The sequence below is a fragment of the Sphingomonas sp. Leaf22 genome, assembly GCF_001421715.1.
In the GTDB taxonomy this organism is placed as follows: Bacteria; Pseudomonadota; Alphaproteobacteria; order Sphingomonadales; family Sphingomonadaceae; genus Sphingomonas.
Window position 1 is genome coordinate 320,031 of record NZ_LMKP01000041.1, and the last position, 20,967, is coordinate 340,997.

The window sequence follows — 20,967 nt, forward strand, 5'->3', positions numbered from 1 at the left end:
GTAATTCTATACGTCGTATTAACGGTTCGCGTTCACAAGGTGCCCGATGGCAATCGGCACCTCCAGACTTCGGATCGGACTGTTCAGCGGGCTGCTCTATTTCGTCCTCGCCGCCATCGCCATCAGTCCGGTCCATAATGGTGTCGCGACGTTCTGGCCCGCCACGCCGGTTCTGCTGGCGCTTCTGCTCGCCCGATCACGTCGCAAATGGAATGCGATCCTGATCGGTGCGACGATCGGCAGTCTGTTGGCGTCGAGCCTGTTCGGCTTCGGCGTTGTCAGCGCCATCCCGATGGCGGTGGCGAAGATCGGGCAGGTCGTGGTCGCGATCGGGTTGTTCAACCGGCTGAACGTCCGGCGCGGGTCGTTCGGCTCGCTCGACCGCATCTGGCGCTATGTCCTCGCGTTCGGGATCGTCGCCCCGGCGCTGGGCGCGACGATCGCGGCGGCGGTGACCGCCACCCGCTACGATCTGTCCTTTGCCTTGCAGTGGCGGACATGGTTCGTCGGTCACGGACTGAGCATGGTCGCGCTGACCCCGCTCCTGTCGCTGCTGTTTTCGGGTGCCGCGCTGCGCTGGTGGCGCGGCGCGACCCAACGAACACGCCGCGAGGCGATGGTGCTGCTGACCGCGACGGCGGTGATCGCCGTGGGCGTCTTCGGCCAGAACACGCTGCCGCTGCTGTTCCTGCCGATCCTGCCGGTCATGCTCACGACCTTCCGCCTCGGCCTGATCGGCGCAGCCGCCGCGATCATCGTGCTGACGATCATCGGTGGCTATGCCACGCTGCACGGCATGGGCCCGGCGAATTATGTCAGCGACAACGTGCATCTGCGGCTGGAATTCTTGCAATTCTACATTGCCTGCACGGTACTGACCACCTTTCCGGTCGCCGCCGACCTCAGCCGCCGCCAGTCGCTGTACCGGCGGTTGCGCGAGAGCGAGGCGCGCTATCGCGTGCTGGCCGATCATTCGACCGACATCGTGCTCAGCATCGATCGCAGCGGACGGGTCGGTTATCTGTCGCCGTCGATCGAGCCGATCCTGGGCAAGACACCGGACGCGCTGCTGGGATCGCGCGCGCTGGAGATGGTGCATCCGCTCGACCGCGATATCGTGCTGGTCGCACATCGCGACGCGATCCGCGCGCCGCAGGGGACGCAGATCGTCGAATGCCGGATGCGGGTGACCGGCGGCGCGCTCCACTGGTTCGAAGCGCATACCCGCGCGGTCACCGACGACCATGGCGTGGTGTCGGGCACGGTATCGATGGTCCGCGACGTTACGCATCGCAAGGCGCTGGAGGCCGAATTGTCGCGCGCCGCATCGACCGATCCGCTGACGGGCCTTGCCAACCGGCGCGCGTTCGACGCGGCACTGGCCAGCCGGATCGATGCCGCCGCGGCAGGCGACCGGGGCGGCTGCGTCGCCATTTTCGACCTCGATCACTTTAAGTCGGTCAACGACCGGTTCGGGCATGATGCCGGCGACCATGTCCTGCAATCCTTTGCCCGGATCGCGCGCGGCGTGCTGCGCGAGACGGATGTCGTCGCCCGGCTGGGCGGTGAGGAATTCGGCATCCTCTTCCCCGGCGCGGACATCGCCCATGCGCAATTTCTAAGCGAACGACTACGTGCGACGGTGGCGGCGACGCAGCTGCGCCACGGGCAGGCTGCGGTGCGACTGACGGTGAGCGCAGGCATCGCTTCGATCGACGTCGGCAGCAGCGCGGCGGGAGTACTGCGCGCGGCCGACCGCGCACTATACGCCGCAAAGGCAGAGGGCCGCGACCGGTTGCAACTGGCGGCATGACCGCGCGGTGGCGGGGACGACGCCATTGGTGATAGGGTCGCCGACGTTGAGCGAGCAGAGGAGGCGCGGAGTGCGCGAGACATGGTATCGCGACCCGCGATGGGGACTGGCGGCAGCGACGATCGCAGCGATCGCGGTCGGGATCGCCGCCGGATCGACGGCGGAACCCCTGTGGCGGGTCCTGTTGCTGGCGATGGCCGGGTTCGCGTTGATCGGATGGGGGTGGTTCGCGATCCAGGGGATCGGCTGGCTATGGCGTCGTCCCGACCGGCGCGAGATATTGCAGGCACTGACGCTGCAGAACGCCCAGCAGACTTTCAATCAGGCGGCGTGGGGTAGGTTCGATCGCGACGCGACGATGCTGCGCATGTTGCTGGCCGAACGCGCGCTAATCCCGATCGAGGCCGAGCTGGTACGTCACGCGATGGCGATCGAACAGTTCACGGCGGTGGCGCAGGCGCTACCCGGCTTTTCGCGCTCGGCGGCCTATTGGTACGATATCGCGTCGCAGGGCCATGCCGGCCTGCCGCACGCGACGCCGACGCCGAGCGCGACCGCGTTGGAGGAAGCCGCTGCCGATCTGCCCTCGACGCCACTGTCCGAAGAGGACCGGCGCGCCGCGCTGCATTATCTGGCGGTACGCAAGCGGCTGACGACCGATCGGGCGCTGGTCGAGCGCGAACGGCGGGCCGCCCTGCGCAAGCTGGCCGCGCCGCCGCCCTCGCTTCCGGTCGAATAGGACCGCCGCCGTTCAGGACGAACGGTCGGCCATACTGTCCCGCAACGCCAGCACCCGCAGCGCCTGCTTCAGATGCGGCGCGTCGACCATGCGGCCATCGACCTGCAGCGCCCCGGCATCGGGCTGCGCGGCAAAGGCATCGACGATCGCTTGTGCGCGCGCGACCGTCTCGTCATCGGGGGTGAAGGCGGCGTTGATCGTGGCGACCTGTGCCGGGTGGATCGCCATCATGCCGGTGAAGCCATCGCGCGCCGCACGCGCGGCATAGGCGGCGAGGCCCGCCGCGTCGCGGATCGCCGGATAGACGGTATCGATCGCCGCCACCCCGGCGGCGTGCGCCCCGAACAGGGTCAGCGAACGGGCGAGTTCATAGGGCGCGGTATATCGCCCATCGGGCTCGCGCGAGGTCGCCGCACCGATCGCGGCGGGTAGGTCCTCGGCACCCCAGGTCAGTCCGGCGAGGCGGTGCGCGACCGTGCCATAGCTGCCGAGCTGAAAGATCGCCGCCGGGGTTTCGGTTGCGATCGGCAGCAACGGCACGTCGGACAGACCGCGATCGGCGATGACCGCATTGATGTAAAGGATCGTTGCCACTCCTTCCGCCTTGGGCACGACGATGCCGTCGGGGCGGGTGCCGACCATCGCATCGAGATCGCCGAGCGCGAGCGGACCATCGGCCGGATTGATCCGGACGAAGCGCGGAACCGGGGCCGGTTCGCGCAGCCAGTCGGCGACGGCGGCGCGGGCGCTGTCCTTGGCCGACGCGGCGACCGCATCCTCCAGATCGAGGATCAGCGCGTCGGCTCCGCTCGCCGCCGCCTTGGCGAAGCGATCGGGCCGGTCGCCGGGTACGAACAGCAGCGACCGCAGCCTCATGGCCGGCGCTTCAGCAGGGCGCTGCGCAGGCAGCGGCAGACGATCTCGCCCCGCTGGTTATGCAGTTCATGGGTGAAGGTCACGATGCCGGCATCGGGGCGTGATCGACTGTCCTTCAGTGCGGTGACTTCGGTGGTGGCGCGCAGCGTGTCGCCGAGAAATACCGGCTTGGGCATCATCAACTGGTCATAGCCGAGATTGGCGACGAGCGTCCCCAGCGTCGTCTCCCCGACCGACAGCCCGACCATCAGCGCGAAGGTGAAGGTACCGTTGACAAGGATCTGGCCGAACTCCGACGCCTTCGCCGCCTCCGCATCGATGTGCAGCGGTTGCGGGTTGTGGGTCATCGCCGAGAACAGCAGATTGTCGGTTTCGGTCACGGTCCGGCGGACCGGGTGCTCGATCCGGTCGCCGATCTGCCATTCGTCGTAGAAGCGGCCGGTCATGCGTCGGCCTTTGCGATGCGGACGAGTATCACGCCTTCGGCAACCTGTGCGCCTTCGCGCGCGGACAGGTCGGCGACGATGCCGTCGAACGGGCTGAGCAGCGCCTGTTCCATTTTCATCGCCTCCAATACCACCAGCCGCTGTCCGGCGGTGACGCGGTCCCCCGCGGTGACCGTCACCGCGACGATACGGCCGGGCATGGGGGACAGGATCGCGCCGTCGCCGGCACTTGCCGCCCCACCCTGTCCCGCGACCGGCGCGGCGAAGGGAAAGGCCTCGCCATCCGCGAACAGGACGCGTTCGGGGCCGACCTGTGCGACATGACCGGCGGGGTGCGCCTCTGCCAGATGGGTGATGCCGCCGATCGCGACAGCGACGTTCCGGTCAGGCGCGGCGTTGAGGCGGAAGCCGGCAAGCGCGTGCCAAGGATCGGCGGGGTCGGTGGCGATCAGCGCGGCCGCGGCTCCGCCAATCGCCGTTTCGGGCGGGGTACCGGTCGGGACGAGCGCGTCGAGATGCCGTTCGATGAAGCCGGTATCGATCCGGGCGGCGACGAAATCGGCATGGCCGGCACAGCGGGCGAGGAAGGCGGCGTTGGTGCGGACCGGCCACACCTGTACCGACGCGGCGGCCCTTGCCAGCGCGGCGGCGGCGGCGGTGCGGGTCGGGCGGTGGACGATCAGCTTGGCGATCATCGGGTCGTAATGCGGCGTCACCGCATCACCCTGTCGCACGCCGGCATCGACACGGACGTCGTCGGGGAGCTTGAGATGCGTGAGCAGGCCCGTCGAGGGGAGGAAGCCGGTGGCCGGGTTCTCGGCATAGAGGCGCGCCTCCATCGCCCAGCCGTCGATCGACAACTGGTCCTGCCGCAGCGGCAGGGGTTCGCCCGATGCGACGCGCAGCTGCCATTCGACCAGATCGGTGCCGGTGATCGCTTCGGTCACCGGGTGTTCGACCTGAAGCCGGGTGTTCATCTCCATGAACCAGATGCGGTCGGCGGAGAGGCCCTGCGATCCGTCGGCGATGAACTCGATCGTTCCCGCCCCGACATAGTCGACCGCGCGCGCCGCGCGGACCGCGGCGTCGCAGACGGCGGCGCGGGTCGTGGCGTCCATGCCGGGCGCGGGTGCTTCCTCGATCACCTTCTGGTGGCGGCGTTGCAACGAGCAGTCGCGTTCGAACAGGTGGACGGCGTTGCCATGGGTGTCGCCGAAGACCTGCACCTCGATATGGCGGGGCGACAGGATGTATTTCTCGATCAGCACCCGGTCGTCGCCGAACGCCGCCGCTGCCTCGCGGTGGCAGCTGTCAAGCGCCTCTGCGAAGGCGGCGGGGGCGTCGACGCGGCGCATCCCCTTGCCGCCGCCGCCGGCCACCGCCTTGATGAGCACCGGATAGCCGATCGCGTCGGCCTCGGCGGCGAGGCGGTCGGGCGACTGGTCCTCGCCCAGATAGCCGGGGGTGACGGGCACGCCGGCGGCGATCATCCGCGCCTTGGCTGCGTCCTTCAGGCCCATCGCCCGGATCGCGGACGCGGGGGCGCCGATCCAGACCAGGCCGGCAGCGGTAACGGCTTCGGCGAATTCGGCATTTTCGGACAGGAAGCCATAGCCGGGATGGATCGCCGCCGCTCCCGTAGCGCGGGCGGCGGCGAGGATTTTCGATCCGTCGAGATAGCTTTCGCGCGCCGGGGCCGGACCGATGCAGACGGCTTCGTCGGCTTCGGTGACGAAGGGCAGGCCGGCATCGACGTCGCTATGGACGGCGATGGTGCGGATGCCGAGGCGGCGGGCGGTGCGGAGGATACGGCGGGCGATTTCGCCGCGATTGGCGATCAGCAGCGATTCAATCATTCGGCACCTCCGAAGTTGGCGAAGGTGTCACGTATCGACACTTTGCGAGCGCCAGCGGCGATGCGCCCGACGGGCGGGACAGGATAGGTCGGGCCGGCGGTGTAGGAAAGCGTCATGGATGCGCCTCCGGAAAGCCATGGCGGATGTGAAGTGCGTGGAGCAGGCGCTTGAAATCGCTGACGAAGCGGATGTCACCATACCGACCGTCCGACAGGCCCGCATCGGCACCGGCCCCAAGGACGAGCAGCGGCAGGTTCTGATGCGCCTCCCCCACCACCGCGACCACCGCGTCGCGGGGACGCGGATAGGGAATGCGGACCACCTCGATCAGCGACGCCTTGTCCGGGAAGCGCGCGAGGAGGCCGTCGACGGTGATGCAGTCGCGGCAATAGAAGCTGCGGCCGGGATAGGCCGGGTCGTCGAACTGCGGGTCGAGCAAGTACAGGCGGTCGCGCATGGGATGTTCCGAAAACAGGGGGTCGGCGTCGGGATCGACATTGGTCGGCGAAGGATCGGTCGGTTGCAGCACCGGATCGGCGCGGGTGCCGAACATGGCGGCGGCGGCGAAAGCGAGGTCGCGGGCGCTGACATCGGGTGCCGAAACGGGTTGCGGCTGGAACGCGTCGGCGATCGCCGCGCGGGCGGCGACGGGATCGGGGGCGAAGGCGGCGGCCAGCCGCTGGGCGATCACCTCGGCATGGGCGGTAGTCGCCCTCGCCTCTGCCGACAGGGTGCCGCCGTCGCGCATCGGCACCGGCGCGGCGGCGAGTTGCGCCTCGACCTCCGCCGTCACGCGGGCGACGGTGTGGAGGAAATTCGACAGCGCGGTGCCGGGCGGCAGGCTGGCGATGGCGCGGGTGACCATGGCGAGGATCGCGTCATAGGCGACGCTGTCGATCCCGGTATTGGGTCCGGGGATGAAGCCGGGTGCCGGACCTGCGGGGGCTTTAGTGGGGACGAACGCCGGTTCGGTGAGCCTGGTGGGGCGGATCGGGGGGAGGTTGGAGATGGTGGTCATACGGCATCGCCCGCGGCGGATCGGTATCCGATCACGGCTTCGCCTCTCCCCTCTCTGAAAGGGAGGGGGCGGGGGKGGGTCGGCCCAAGAGGAAAGGTAAACGCGCCACAATGGGCCAACCCACCCCCAACCCAGCTTCGGGTAAACAGTGCCCCACACTGTTCAGGCCATGCCGGGGGCATGGCCGACCCGAAGCTCTGCCAGGGAGGGGAGCCATGTCGTTGGCGCTTCGACCGCACGGTGCCCTGCCCGACCTGCGCGCTGCCGTAACCCGCCGAAGGCGCGACCTTTGCGGAAATCGCAAGCTTCGCCAGAAAACCGTCGTACCCCCGCGCAGGCGGGGGTCCAGGGTTCCAAGCGCAAGCCGTTGTTCTGCTTGGCTCTGGACCCCCGCCTGCGCGCGGGTGCGGCAGGGGGCGGGGGTCGGGACTTTCGCAGAAGTCGCGCGAAGGGCGAGGTCCAGCGACGGGTCGGGTGCGGTTATTCGGCGACGTCGCCCGGCTGGGCCCCGGCCTTCGCCGGGGTACGTCCAGTGGATTGGGTGACGTGCTGCCCCCTGCAACCGCGCATTCGCGTGTCGGCCGGGGTCGAGCGTTGTCCGTCGCAGCCGTCAGCATGCTTGGCTCTGGATCCCCGCCTGCGCGGGGATACGGGTACGAGGCGGGCGACATCCGTGTCACATCCGGAAGATGCCGAACTGCGCACGGTCGGCGATCGGCGCGTTCAGCGTCGCCGACAGCGCCAGCCCCAGCACGTCGCGGGTCTGTTCGGGCAGGATCACGCCGTCGTCCCACAAGCGCGCGGTCGCGTAATAGGGGCTGCCCTCCGCTTCATAGCGGTCGCGGATCGGGGTCTTGAACGCCTCGGCTTCCTCCGGCGTCCACGTCTCCGCATCGCGGTGGACCGTCGCCAGCACGCTCGCCGCCTGTTCGCCGCCCATTACCGAGATGCGGCTGTTGGGCCAGGTGAACAGGAAACGGGGCGAATAGGCGCGGCCGCACATGCCGTAATTGCCGGCCCCGAAACTGCCGCCGATCAGCACGGTCAGCTTGGGCACCTGTGCCGTCGCGACGGCGGTGACCAGCTTTGCGCCATGTTTGGCAATGCCTTCGGCCTCATATTTACCACCGACCATGAAGCCAGAGATGTTCTGGAGGAACAGCAGCGGGGTGCGGCGCTGGCAGGCGAGTTCGATGAAATGCGCGCCCTTTTGCGCGCTTTCGGAAAACAGCACGCCATTGTTCGCGAGGATCGCGACCGGCATGCCCCAGATGCGCGCGAAACCGCACACGAGGCTCGTGCCGTAGAGCGGCTTGAATTCGTGCAGTTCGGAGCCGTCGACCAGCCGCCCGATCACCTCGCGCACGTCATAGGGCGCGCGGACGTCGGTCGGCACGATGCCGGCGAGGTCGGCGGGATCGTGGAGCGGCGGGCGCGGGTCGGTCAGCGCCACTTCGGCGCGGCGGGGCGGCGGCAGCGTGGCGACGATGTCGCGGACGATCAGCAGCGCCTGTTCGTCATCCTCCGCGACATGATCGACCACGCCCGATTTGCGGCCATGGGTGTCGGCCCCGCCCAGTTCCTCGGCGCTGATGACCTCGCCGGTCGCGGCTTTCACGAGCGGCGGGCCGGCGAGGAAGATCGTCCCCTGCCCACGCACGATCACGGTTTCGTCGGACATGGCCGGGACGTACGCGCCACCGGCGGTGCAACTGCCGAGCACGCAGGCGATCTGGGCAATGCCGTTTGCCGACATCTGCGCCTGATTGAAGAAGATGCGGCCGAAATGGTCGCGGTCGGGGAAAACCTCCGCCTGATGCGGCAGGTTCGCGCCGCCGCTGTCGACCAGATAGATGCACGGCAGATGGTTTTCGCTCGCAATCTCCTGCGCGCGGAGATGCTTTTTTACCGTCATCGGGAAATACGCGCCGCCCTTTACCGTCGGGTCGTTGGCGACGACCATCACCTGCCGGCCATGGACGCGGCCGATGCCGGCGATGACGCCCGCCGCCGGGGCCTCGTCGCCATACATCCCGCCCGCCGCCAGCGCGCCGATTTCGAGGAACGGCGATCCGGCGTCGAGCAGGCGGTGGATACGGTCGCGTGGCAGCAACTTGCCGCGCGCGACATGACGTTCGCGGCTGCGCTCCGGCCCGCCGAGCGCGGTCTTGGCGATCCGGTTGCGCAGGTCGTCGGCCAGCGCGGCGTTGTGCGCGGCGTTGGCGGCGAACCCGTCCGATCCGCGATCGATCAGCGTCGGCAGCACCGTCATTGTGCGCGCGTCCCCTCGCCCAGCAATTCGCGACCGATCAGCATCCGGCGAACTTCGTTGGTCCCGGCCCCGATGTCGAGCAGCTTCGCATCGCGGAAATACCGCTCGACCGGCCAGTCCTTCGTATAGCCCGCGCCGCCCAGCGCCTGAATCGCGTCATTGGCGACCTTCACCGCATTTTCCGACGCCAGCAGGATCGCGCCCGCCGCATCGTGGCGGGTGGTGCGGCCGGCGTCGCACGCCTTCGCGACCGCATAGACATAGGCGCGGGCGGAATTGAGCGCGACCGACATGTCGGCGATCTTGCCCTGCATTAGCTGGAACGCGCCGATCGGCTTGCCGAACTGCTTGCGCTCGGTGATGTAGGGCAGGACGGTGTCGAGGCACGCCTGCATGATGCCCAGCTGGATGCCCGACAGTACGACGCGCTCGTAATCGAGGCCCGACATCAGCACGCCGACGCCGCCGTTGAGCGGCCCCATGACGTTCCCGGCAGGAACGAAACAGTCGTCGAAGACCAACTCGGCGGTCGGCGACCCGCGCATCCCCATCTTGTCGATTTTCTGTCCGATCGAAAAACCGGCGAAATCCCGTTCGATCAGGAAGGCGGTGATGCCCTTCGATCCGGCTTGCGGATCGGTCTTGGCATAGACGACCAGCGTCGCCGCATAGGGGGCGTTGGTGATCCAGAATTTGGTGCCGTTCAGGCGATAGCCGCCATCGACCTTGTCGGCGCGCAGCTTCATCGACACGACGTCGGACCCCGCCCCGGCTTCGGACATGGCGAGCGATCCGACATGCTCGCCGCTGATGAGCTTTGGCAGATACTTGGCCTTCTGCTCGGCATTGCCCCAGCGCGCGATCTGGTTGACGCACAGATTGGAATGCGCGCCATAGGACAGGCCGACCGAGGCGGAGGCGCGGGCGACTTCCTCGCACGCGACGACATGTTCTAGATAGCCGAGGCCGAGGCCGCCATCGTCTTCGGCAACGGTGATGCCGTGCAGGCCGAGCGCGCCCATTTCGGGCCATAGCTCGATCGGGAAGCGATCGTCGGCGTCGATGGCAGCCGCGATCGGCGCGATGCGATCGGCCGCGAAGCGCTGCGTGGTCTCGCGAATGGCATCGGCCATCTCGCCGAGCGCGAAATCGAGCATGTCTCTCTCCAATGGTCCGGTCTTTGCCGGATCGTATCTGTTGTTACCGATAGGCTGGTTGGAAGGGTCAGCGCAAGCACAGCCTCGTCACCCCGGGCTTGGCCCGGGGTCCCGCTTCTTCTGCTGCTGGCGAGAGAAAGCGGGACCCCGGATCAAGTCCGGGGTGACGAAGAAGGGGAATAGCGCGTCGTCGTTCGCGCTCACCGCAGGCCGCTACCCGGCGGGCCGTCGAGACAGCGCAGGATGGCGTTGCGATCGAACGACGCCGCCGCAGGCGCGCTCATCGGTGCGATATCGACCGGACGGCCGATCAGCACTGCACCGAACCGGCGATCGGTGACGCCGGCACAGGCCTTTGCCGCGCTCAGCAATTTCGGCGGGGTCGTATAGCCTTCATAGGACAGGCGGAACGTGCCCCAATGGATCGCCATGCCATGCGACGCGCCCAGCCGCCGAAACACGTCGAGCGCGTCGACCGGGCCGATATGCGCGCCGCTGGCCATCTGCCCCGGCTGAAACCGGAACGCGCCGATGGGGATCAGCGCGAGGCGGATCGGGCCGAGGGCCCTAGCCTCCTCGACCCATTTGCCGTCGCCCATGCCGGTATCGCCCGCGAAGAACAGATTGCCGCCGGGCAGTTCGACGACGAACGCCGACCACAAGGCACGGTTGCGGTCGACGAACCAGCGGCTCGACCAGTGATGGTTGCGCACGACATGGACCGTCGCGCCGCCGACCCGCTCCGCCTGTCGCCAGTCGAGCGCGGTCGCCTGCATCCCCGCGCTGCGCAGGATCGCATCGTTGCCGTGGGCAGTGACGATCGCCGGGCGGTCGCGGTCGTACAGCCGCTTGAGCGTCGACAGATCGAGATGATCGTAATGATTGTGGCTGATGAGGATCAGATCGATCTTCGGCAGGTCGTCCAGCGCGATGCCCGGTGCCGCGACCCGTTTCGGACCGAAGCCGAACGGGCCGGCGCGTTCGCTCCATACCGGATCGGTGAGGATGTTGAGACCGGGCGTCTGGATCAGCGCCGACGCGTGGCCGACCCAGGTTACGCGCAGCGGGGTTTGTGCCGGATTGCGCGCCGGGCGGGTCGTGGCGGGCAGGAGTTCGGGGGGTCTGGCGGGGGTGACCAGGACCTGCGTCGGCCATGCCGGTCGCCCGTCGCTGCCGGTCGCCTGTCGCCACAGGAACCCGCTGCGGCTGCCGCCCGGTGGCGCGGACGTATCGTCGCCATCGGGGTTGAAGAAGCGCGCACCGTCGAAATGGTCGCCGGCCACCCCGCGATAATAGATGCGGTCGAGGAAGCGCGGCACGATCGTCACGGCGAGGCACAGGATCGCGACGATCCACACCAGCCCCCATCCCACCCTGCGAACGCCCGTTGCCATCCGGCTTCCAACGCCGCGCCAGGCCAAACGATGCACGCCCTCTTGTGTTGCCCTTTTACCACACCATATCGCCGGCAACATCACAGGGGAACACGATGAACCTCGAAAAATTTACCGACCGCGCCAAGGGTTTTCTGCAAGCCGCGCAGACGGTGGCGATCCGCAATTCGCATCAGCGGATGACGCCCGAACATATCCTGAAGGCGCTGCTCGATGACGAACAGGGCATGGCCGCCGGGCTGATTACGGCAGCAGGCGGCGACGCGCGCCGGGCGATCGCCGATATCGATGCGGCACTGGCCAAGATGCCGTCGGTGTCGGGATCGGGTGCGCAGCAGAATCCGGGTCTCGACAATGACAGCGTCCGCCTGCTCGACCAGGCCGAACAGATCGCGACCAAGGCGGGCGACAGCTTCGTCACCGTCGAACGGATGCTGCTGGCGCTGACCCTGTCGCAGGGGCCGGCGGGCAAGGCGCTGACCGCCGCCGGGCTGACGGCGCAGAATCTGAACGCGGCGATCGACCGCCTGCGTGGCGGCCGCACCGCCGACACTGCCGGGGCCGAGGATCGGTACGACGCACTCAAGAAGTTCGCCCGCGACCTGACCGCGGCGGCGCGCGACGGCAAGCTCGATCCGGTGATCGGCCGCGACGAGGAGATCCGCCGCACGATCCAGATCCTCGCGCGCCGGACCAAGAACAATCCGGTGCTGATCGGCGAACCCGGCGTCGGCAAGACCGCGATCGCCGAGGGCCTCGCGCTGCGCATCGCCAATGGCGACGTGCCGGAGGGGCTGAAGGACCGCGCACTGATGTCGCTCGACATGGGGTCGCTGATCGCCGGGGCCAAATATCGCGGCGAGTTCGAAGAGCGGCTGAAGGGCGTGCTCGACGAGGTGAAGGCCGGCGACGGGCAGATTATCCTGTTCATCGACGAGATGCACCAGCTGATCGGTGCGGGCAAATCCGAAGGGGCGATGGATGCGGGCAATCTGCTCAAGCCTGCGCTGGCGCGTGGCGAACTGCATTGCATTGGCGCGACCACGCTCGACGAATATCGCAAGCATGTCGAAAAGGACCCCGCGCTCCAGCGGCGGTTCCAGCCGGTGTTCGTGGGCGAACCGACCGTCGAGGATACGATCAGCATCCTGCGCGGGTTGAAGGAGAAGTACGAACTCCATCACGGCGTGCGGATCACCGACGGCGCACTGGTGTCGGCGGCGACGCTGTCGAACCGCTACATCACCGACCGCTTCCTGCCCGACAAGGCGATCGACCTGATGGACGAGGCCGCCAGCCGGCTGCGCATGGAGGTGGAGAGCAAGCCCGAAGCGATCGAGAGCCTCGACCGCCGCATCCTGCGCATGAAGATCGAGCGCGAGGCGCTGCGCCGCGAAAGCGACGCCGCCAGCATCGACCGGCTCGACACGCTGGAGGAGGAACTCGCCAATCTCGAACAGCAATTGTCCGAGCTGACCACGCGTTGGCAGGGCGAGCGCGACAAGATCGCGTCGGAGGCGAAGCTGAAGGAACAGCTCGATGCCGCCCGCGTCGCGCTCGAACAGGCGCAGCGGTCGGGCGACCTCGCGAAGATGTCCGAGCTGACCTATGGCACGATTCCGACGCTGGAAAAGCAGGTGGTGGCGGCGCAGCAACATGCCGGCGGCGCGATGCTCCGCGAGGAAGTGACCGCCGACGATATCGCCGGCGTCGTCAGCCGCTGGACCGGGGTGCCGGTCGACCGAATGCTGGAGGGCGAGCGCGAGAAGCTGTTGGCGATGGAGGACGCGCTGGGCAAGCGGGTCATCGGCCAGAGCGAGGCGGTGCGTGCCGTCGCCACCGCCGTGCGCCGTTCGCGCGCGGGCCTGCAGGACCCGAACCGGCCGCTCGGCAGCTTCCTGTTCCTCGGGCCGACCGGCGTCGGCAAGACCGAGCTGACCAAGGCGCTCGCCGAATTCCTGTTCGACGATCCCAATGCCATGGTCCGCATCGACATGAGCGAGTTCATGGAAAAGCACGCGGTCGCGCGGCTGATCGGTGCGCCGCCGGGCTATGTCGGCTATGAGGAAGGCGGCAAGCTGACCGAGGCGGTGCGCCGCCGCCCCTATCAGGTAGTGTTGTTCGACGAGGTGGAGAAGGCGCATGGCGACGTCTTCAACATCCTGTTGCAGGTGCTCGACGACGGTCGCCTGACCGACGGACAGGGGCGCACGGTCGATTTTTCGAACACGATCATCATCCTGACGTCGAACCTCGGCTCGCAATTCCTGACCAACCTGCCCGATGGCGAGGGTGTCGAGACGGTCGAGCCGCAGGTGATGGACGTCGTCCGCGCGCATTTCCGGCCGGAATTCCTCAACCGGCTGGACGAGATCATCCTGTTCCACCGCCTTGCGGCCGATCACATGGCCCCGATCGTCGACATCCAGGTCGGCCGCGTCGGCAAGTTGCTGGCCGAGCGCAAGGTGAAGGTCGAACTGACCGAGGCCGCGCGGGCGTGGCTGGGCCGCGTCGGTTATGACCCGGTGTACGGCGCGCGGCCGTTGAAGCGTGCGGTGCAGCGGTATCTTCAGGACCCGCTGGCCGACCTGATCCTGCGCGGTGGCGTGAAGGACGGGTCGACGGTGCATGTCGATGAGGGTGATGGTGCGCTGACGTTGTCGGTCGCGTAGGTGCAAAGACGGCGGGGGATCGCTCCCCCGCCGGTCAATTTTGCGACGACTGTGGCACCGTGCGCAATTCGTTGCCGACTGTGCGCGCGGTTTCCGCCATGCGATTCCAATCGGCACGCGTGTGGCAAACCTTACGCCGACGCGCATGGGTGCCGGTTACCGCCTCCCGCCGGCAAATCAGCTTGTCCGGATCACCGGCCGCCGGTGTCGCGGTGGCGACGGGTGCCGCCTGGAGCAGCAGAAACAGGAGCATCGCATGACCTTCCCGAAAAAATGGGACGCGACCGATCGGCCGCGCCCCCGATGCCATCAGAACCGCAGGTTTACGCCCACATTGAAGCGTCGACCGATCGGGTCGTAGGTGCTCGGATAGGTATTGCCGCTGTTGAAGGCTGTCGAACCGATCGTGTTGCCGACGATCGGCGGGTCCTTGTCGAGCAGGTTGGTCACGGTGAAGGTGAACGTCATGGTGTCACCCACCGCCTGCTGCAGCGTCAGATCGAGATAGTTGAACGCGGGGATCCGGCGATACGCGGCGAACACCGATGCCGGACCGCCGGAGCTGGCCGGTTCGACATTGCTCTCGCTCAGATGCTTCCAGCGCAGCGACGTCACGGTGCCGCCTTCGAAGGAAAGCGTTCCCCGGAGGTTCCAGCTATATTCCGGCTGGATCGACGCACACGACACGCTGTACAGCCCGACACAGTCGCGGTTGACGCTGGTCGGCGTCGCCTGGAACTGGCTGTCGAAGGTGTAGTTGCCGAGGAAGTTCAGGTCGAGCCGGGCAAAGCCCAGTTCCTGCCGCAGCGACGCACCGACATCGATGCCCGAGGTCCGGATTGTGCCGAGGTTCGAAAGACCCAGGAACGGCCCGAAGGTCGTGTCGTTCGGACCGCTCAGACCGCCAGTCAGCGGATTGCGACGGATGAGGTCGCAGGCCGCCGCGTTGGTGCCATTGAAGCAACCGTCGATGATATCGGCCTGCGACGGCGTCGAGATCGCATCGGTAACCTTGATCTTGTAATAGTCGACCGTCAGCGCGAAGCCGTCGAACAGCTTCGGCTGCAACACACCGCCTACCGTGAAGGTGTCGGCATATTCCGGCGTCAGACCCAGATTGCCGCCCTGCGTCGCGTTGATCTGCCCCGCGACCGGTGCCGGAATATTACCCAGCAGCGAGGCCGGGGCACCGACCAGCGCCAGCTGTGCGGCGCACAGTGCGCTGACGCCCTGGTTCGTGACCGCGCCCTGGCAGGGATCGATGGCGCGGTTGGTCAGGAAGGTGACCTGCGGCTGGAACAATTCGCCGAGGTTCGGCGCACGCACCGCCCGGGCGTAGGAACCGCGCAGCTTCAGTTCGCTGACCGGTGCCCAGGTGAGGCCGCCCCGATAGGCCCAGTTGCCGCCCGACAACGAATAGTCCGAATATCGGAAGCCGCCTTCGAGCGTCAGCGAATCGAAGAACGGACGGTCCGAAATCAGCGGAACGTTCAGTTCGCCGAACACTTCGCGGGTGTCGTATTCGCCGGTGATCGGCAATGCGGGCGCACCGGCACCCAGCACCGCACCCGGCTGCGACGAGATGCCGTCACCACCGCTCGAACCGGCATAGCGGCGATATTCGACACCGACGGCGACACCGATATTCTCGGCGGCGAACGGGCTAGAAAAGCCGAGGTCGCCCGCGACGGTTCCTTGAATCGAGGTGAAGGACGTCTGGATGAAGTTGAAGGTGGTGACGTTCAGGAAATTGAACATTGCCGGGGTCAGCGTTCCTTCGGTCCCGAACAGGTTGATCGGCACGCAATTACCGGTCGTCACGGTACACGCGGTCGTGTTGAAGGCGCGCAGCGCCTGTTGCAGGCGCGGCAACGTCCCCTGTCCCTGCGACGTGTTGGTGCGTTCCGATTCGCCGTAGATGCCGGTGATGTTCCAGTCGAGCGTCGAGGTCAGCGCGCCGCGGGCACCGCCCTGCACCTGGAAGGTGTTGGTTTCGAAGCTGGTCGTGCGCGGCCCCGCTTCGGTGAAACGACGGCCGATCGATGCCGTGATTTCGCGATAGCCCGGTGCCGTCGTGCTCGTCGCGGCGCTCGCTGCGGCGCAATCGACTGCATTGATGTTGCTCGAAGCGCACAGCTGGTTGCGCATCGCCTGCGTCAGATACGGATTGCTGAGCGGCAGCTGGACGTTCGAAAAGAAGGTGCCGGACGGCGCGATGATCTGATCGACGATCGTCTTGGTGAAAAAGCCCTGCCCGAAGACTTCGACCGCATCGCTGATCTCGTAATTCGCCTTGCCGAAGATGTTATAGCGTTCGAATGGCGTCTGATAGACGTTCAGCGGGTTGAAGTTATAGTCCGACAGCGGCCCCACTTCGAATGCGGTGCCCTGGGCATTAACACGCCCGGTGAATGGTGCGAGGATGCTCGCCGGCGTGGCGGTTCCCGATCCCTGCGGGCGACCGGTAACCGAGCTGAGGCTGGCGCGGCCATAGGGACGCTCACCCTGCTGGATCGCATCGGCCTTCGTATAGCCGAGGCTGAGCACCACATTGCCGCGATCGTCGGCAAGGTTGGCACCCAGCGTCAGGTCGGCGCGCATGTTGAACCCGTCGCCGCGTTCGGTGATGCCGCTGTTCAGGCCGATATCGACCCCGGAAAAATCGGTGCGGGTGATGAAATTGGTGACGCCCGCCACCGCGTCCGCGCCGTACGCCACCGACGCACCGCCGGTCAGCGTCTCGATCCGCTGCAACAGCGCGATCGGAATGATGTTCAGGTCGGTCACGCCGCCCAGGCTGGCGGGAACGGTGCGCTGTCCGTCGATCAGAATTAGGTTGCGGTTGGGGCCGAGGCCCCGGATGTCGAGCTGCGCCGACCCGTTCGATCCGTTGTTCACGCCCGGCCCGATGTTCGGCACCGCGCCCGGCAAGTCGCGCAGCAGCGCCTCGACCGACGTCGGCTGCCGGAACCCGATTTCCTCCGCACCGATCACCGATACGGGATTGGAGCTTTCGAGGTTCGGACGCGGAATCCGCGAACCGGTAACAGTGATTTCCTGTTCGGAATCATTGGCTTCTGGCTGTTGTGCGGTCGAATCCGCCGCTGGCGCGACCTGTGCCACTGCTGGGGTAGCAATTCCCATGATCAGCGTGGATGCCAACAAGGCGGTACGGACGGTTTGCTTCATGATTTCCCCTGTCTTTCGGACACGCTGCCACAGCAGCGTAACGAACCATGAGTAATCGCCGACAAACTTCGTTCGCAACCATTCAAAGATGCTGCCGTTACAAATGCAAAATTCGTGATATTTTAGTTACAGTGCTTCTAATATCGATACAACGGTAATTATTTACTGAATGTTTCTGATACATTGCTGAACATTGCAGCTGCCAATACTGCTCTGATCGTCACGATAGAGATTGTTCGACATTCGACTATACAAGCCACGTGCAAACCACGCCGGCATTGTAAAGTCATGCCCAGCGCGACGCCGACCCGGTTGCGGCGGGGTTCCTCGACCAGAACATCCCATCGGGGAACCCGAGCAGCAGCCAGGCCGGACGATTCTCACACATTACGATGTCAACGGCATAAAAAAGGCCGCCTCCCCGAAGGGAAGCGGCCCATTTCGCAGGTTGAAAGCGACTAGAAGCCGAACTTCGCACCGGCACGGAAGCTGCGGCCGAAGATGCCGTTGCCGCCCTGCACCGGGTTGTAAAGGTGCGCGCCATAGGTGACGACGTCGATCGGCGGCAGGCGATCGAACACGTTCAGGGCGTTCACGTAGAAGGTGAACTTGTCGTTGACGTTGAAGCTGACGTTCAGGTCGGCCGTGATGTAGCTCTTCACGCGGCAGTCGACATATTCAGGTGCCAGCGAACAGTCGCGATAGCTGCCGCCCTGGTCCTCTGCCGACAGGTCATACCCCGAGACGTAGTTCACGGTGCCGGTGACGTCGACCTTGTCGAACGAGAAGGTGTTCGCCCAGTTGCCGCGCCATTTGAACGTGCCGTTGCCCGCCGTCAGGTTGAAGTTGCCGAGCGTGTCGACATAGGTTTCCTTCGAACCGTCCGGGAACGTCGTGCTGAGTTCCAGCAACAGGCTGGCATTGGCGGCGGTGCGCCACTGGAAACCGCCGAAATCGACGCGGCCGGTCAGCCCGAAATCGATGCCTTCCGACGTGATCGTGTCGGAATTGATCAGCTGCGATTCGACGAAGGCGATACGCGGCCGACCGTTGGGCAGGTTGACGTCGGGAGCGTCGGCAATGACGTTGAACCCGGCCGGGATCGGCTGGCCCGCATAATAAGCGGCGACCGCTGCGGCGTTGGATGGCGAGGTGATCGCGCCCGTCTTCTTGATGTTGAAATAGTCGACGGAGAAGGTGAAGTTCGGGATCGGCGTCAACTGAATGCCGGCGGTGAAGCTGCGCGACTTTTCGGGTTCCAGATTCGGCGAAGCCAACGTCGTCGACCCGATCGAATAGGTCGTCAGATAGTTCGGGCAGGCCTGCGGTGCCGTCGCGTCGGTGGCGCATGCCGCGCCATACTGCGCGCGGAAGTTGGCCGGGACCGCGGTGATCGACTGGGTGACATAGCCCGTCGTCGGCAGCGCGTTGGCTTCGGCGAAGCTCGGGATACGGAAACCGCGCGACCACGTTCCGCGGATCGACAGCTGGCGGAACGGGGTGAACCGCGCACCTGCCTTTGGCGAGAAATTGCCCTGACCGGTCGAATAATGGTCATAGCGTCCCGACAGGTTCACATCGAGCTGATCGAACACCGGTGCCTGAACCTCGGCAAAAGCCGAGCTGACGGTGCGATTGCCTTCGGTACCGAACGCATTGATCGTGAAGTAGCGCTGCGTCGGGCCGTTGGTGTCAGGGTTGGCGCTGGGCGCGTTGACCGCTTCGTAGAAGACCGATCCGCCGACGCCGAGCTGGACGGGGCCACCCGGCAGGTTGAACAGCGACTTCGAGAAAGTGACCTGCGCCTGATACAGATCCGACGACGTGTCGGTGATGTTCACCGGCGTCACGTAATCGCGCACCGCCTGCGAATTCTGGCCGGGATTGACGAAGTTGTACGACCCGTCGGCAATGACGTTCAGCAGGTTCTGGATATAGACATAGCCATCCTGCAGACGACGCAGATCGGTGTGCATCGCCGTCGCGTTGAAGTTATAGTCGATATCGTTGAAGATCGTGCCGTTCAAGCCGAACGCCGCACGATATACGCGGCTGCGCGTCTCGTTATACTGACGCTCCTGATTGCGGCCGATGATCTCAACCGTCTGGTCGACCGATGCGAACGGGTTGTTCGGGTTGCGGACGCCGTTGGTCGCATTGCAGTTCACACGCGCGGCACAGACGAACACCGGCAGCGTCAGGATCGCCGAACCGGCCGCAAACCGGGCAGCGTTCGATGCGGTCGAGAACTGCGGGAACAGGATGCCGGTCGGCGCATTCCCGCGGATCGTGCCGGGTGCGCCATAATAGCTCGACGTGGTCTGCTGGAAGTTGACCGACAGATACGCTTCCGACGTGTCACCCAGCTTCGCGGTGAAGCGCGCCGAACCGCCGAAGCGTTCGATGTCCGGCGTCACGTTGCCGTAATTGTAGGTAAGGTCTTCCTGGCAGACGTTGCTGGTCGGCAGGGTCGGATTGACCTGGGCACCCGTCGAGTTGGTGCGGGCGAGGTCTGCGGCGGTCGGCGTGACCGACGGTCCGCCGAAACAGCCTGCAATCGGGTTCAGGATGCGATAGCGGCCGCTGTTCCCCGGGCGATAGTAGAAGGTGCTGCCATTGGTCGCGAAGCCGTTAAGCTCCCCGGCGTCGTTACGGCCGTTCAGAATCCCGTTCGGGCCGCCGATGCTGCGCTGATCGTCGGTCGCGAAAACTCCGCGAAGGTCCTTGTTCGCGACGCCTTCGCTGCGGAAATAGAAACCGCTGATATAGGCGTTGTAGCCCTGTTCATCGAGATCGCCGGTGCCGGCGGTCAGCGTCAGACGCTGGTTCGCGGCATAGCCACCCTCGGCAATACCGGCTTCGGCGCGACCCGAGATACCTTTAACCGAACGCTTGGTGATGATGTTGACCACACCGGCGATCGCGTCGGCGCCGTAGCTCGACGAAGCACCGTCGCGAAGCACGTCGACGCGCTCGACGATGTCGTCGGGGATCGTGTTCAGGTCGACAAAGTTGCGTGAACCGTCATCGGCAAGCGGATAGTATGCAGCGCGCAGGCCGTCGAACAGCACGAGCGTCGAACTGGTCGACAGGCCGCGCAGCGACACGGCCGATGCACCGCCGGCGAACGCGCCGTTGGCGGTGAACGAGTTGGTCAGTGCCGGGCCGTTGTTCGACGACAGCAACTGGATCGCGTCCTGCACGGTGTTGATGCCGCGCGCGTCGAGGTTTTCGGTGGTCAGCGTGGTGACCGGCGAAATGCCGCTATCGGTGCCGCGCAGGATCGAGCCGGTGACGATGATGTCCTGCGACGTATCCTCGGCCGGATTCGCCGGGGTCGGCACGGTGGTACCGGCCGGCGCGACTTCCTGTGCAGAAGCCGGCACGGCGAACAGACCGGCACTGGCAGCGGCGAGCGCGGACAAAGCGGTTCCGCGGCGCAACGACGTGCGCATCGACAAAGCAATCATGGAAGCAGCAATCCCCTTAAACCCTGACGGGCGTTCCAATCAGTCGCGCCGCGCAACGGGCGGCT

13 protein-coding genes are annotated in these 20,967 nt (G+C 66.2%); 3 read left to right on the forward strand and 10 right to left on the reverse strand.

Translation table 11 applies throughout. The features are described 5' to 3' along the window. Positions 1–46: 46 nt before the first annotated feature. Positions 47–1,813, forward strand: a complete 1,767-nt coding sequence (locus ASE70_RS15240) for a sensor domain-containing diguanylate cyclase (RefSeq protein ID WP_056506527.1) — start codon at positions 47–49, stop codon at positions 1,811–1,813. A 70-nt stretch (positions 1,814–1,883) separates the two neighbouring features. Further along, positions 1,884–2,552 carry a hypothetical protein gene (locus ASE70_RS15245; RefSeq protein WP_056506530.1) on the forward strand — a complete coding sequence of 223 codons (669 nt, stop codon included), beginning with the start codon at positions 1,884–1,886 and terminating at the stop codon, positions 2,550–2,552. A 12-nt stretch (positions 2,553–2,564) separates the two neighbouring features. Here the strand turns inward: ASE70_RS15245 and ASE70_RS15250 are convergent, their stop codons facing one another. The 7 genes from ASE70_RS15250 to ASE70_RS15280 all read right to left on the reverse strand — a co-directional run bounded on the left by ASE70_RS15250 (position 2,565) and on the right by ASE70_RS15280 (position 11,571). Next, positions 2,565–3,428: an HpcH/HpaI aldolase/citrate lyase family protein gene (locus ASE70_RS15250; protein ID WP_056506532.1), complete on the reverse strand. Its 864-nt coding sequence runs from the start codon at positions 3,426–3,428 to the stop codon at positions 2,565–2,567. Further along, on the reverse strand, positions 3,425–3,874 hold the full coding sequence (locus tag ASE70_RS15255) for a MaoC family dehydratase (RefSeq protein ID WP_056506535.1): 450 nt from the start codon (positions 3,872–3,874) through the stop codon (positions 3,425–3,427). Before ASE70_RS15255 ends, ASE70_RS15250 begins: the two co-directional genes overlap by 4 nt. Next, on the reverse strand, positions 3,871–5,730 hold the full coding sequence (locus ASE70_RS15260; RefSeq protein WP_056506538.1) for an acetyl/propionyl/methylcrotonyl-CoA carboxylase subunit alpha: 1,860 nt from the start codon (positions 5,728–5,730) through the stop codon (positions 3,871–3,873). The genes ASE70_RS15255 and ASE70_RS15260 overlap by 4 nt, the downstream gene beginning before the upstream one ends. 112 nt (positions 5,731–5,842) lie before the next feature. Then, complete coding sequence (locus ASE70_RS20780; RefSeq protein WP_235519982.1) at positions 5,843–6,748, reverse strand: DUF3088 domain-containing protein; 906 nt, start codon at positions 6,746–6,748, stop codon at positions 5,843–5,845. Between the two features lie 676 nt (positions 6,749–7,424). Beyond that, entirely contained in the window at positions 7,425–9,020 is a 1,596-nt protein-coding gene (locus tag ASE70_RS15270; protein WP_056506541.1) for a carboxyl transferase domain-containing protein, read from the reverse strand. Continuing rightward, the gene (locus ASE70_RS15275; RefSeq protein ID WP_056506543.1) at positions 9,017–10,177 is read right to left on the reverse strand and encodes an acyl-CoA dehydrogenase family protein; all 1,161 of its coding nucleotides are present in this window, start codon (positions 10,175–10,177) and stop codon (positions 9,017–9,019) included. The genes ASE70_RS15270 and ASE70_RS15275 overlap by 4 nt, the downstream gene beginning before the upstream one ends. Before the next feature lie 200 nt (positions 10,178–10,377). Further along, on the reverse strand, positions 10,378–11,571 hold the full coding sequence (locus tag ASE70_RS15280; protein WP_056506546.1) for an MBL fold metallo-hydrolase: 1,194 nt from the start codon (positions 11,569–11,571) through the stop codon (positions 10,378–10,380). 95 nt (positions 11,572–11,666) lie between these two features. Between ASE70_RS15280 and clpB the strand changes: the two genes are divergently transcribed. Then, the gene (gene clpB / locus ASE70_RS15285; RefSeq protein WP_056394928.1) at positions 11,667–14,243 is read left to right on the forward strand and encodes an ATP-dependent chaperone ClpB; all 2,577 of its coding nucleotides are present in this window, start codon (positions 11,667–11,669) and stop codon (positions 14,241–14,243) included. Between the two features lie 34 nt (positions 14,244–14,277). Here the strand turns inward: clpB and ASE70_RS15290 are convergent, their stop codons facing one another. From ASE70_RS15290 to ASE70_RS15300, 3 genes are all read right to left on the reverse strand, one after another. Next, positions 14,278–14,496, reverse strand: a complete 219-nt coding sequence (locus ASE70_RS15290) for a hypothetical protein (protein ID WP_156347248.1) — start codon at positions 14,494–14,496, stop codon at positions 14,278–14,280. 56 nt (positions 14,497–14,552) lie between these two features. Further along, entirely contained in the window at positions 14,553–17,432 is a 2,880-nt protein-coding gene (locus ASE70_RS15295; protein WP_235512097.1) for a TonB-dependent receptor plug domain-containing protein, read from the reverse strand. A 458-nt stretch (positions 17,433–17,890) separates the two neighbouring features. Beyond that, the gene (locus tag ASE70_RS15300) at positions 17,891–20,902 is read right to left on the reverse strand and encodes a TonB-dependent receptor domain-containing protein (protein WP_235519985.1); all 3,012 of its coding nucleotides are present in this window, start codon (positions 20,900–20,902) and stop codon (positions 17,891–17,893) included. Positions 20,903–20,967: the final 65 nt, after the last annotated feature.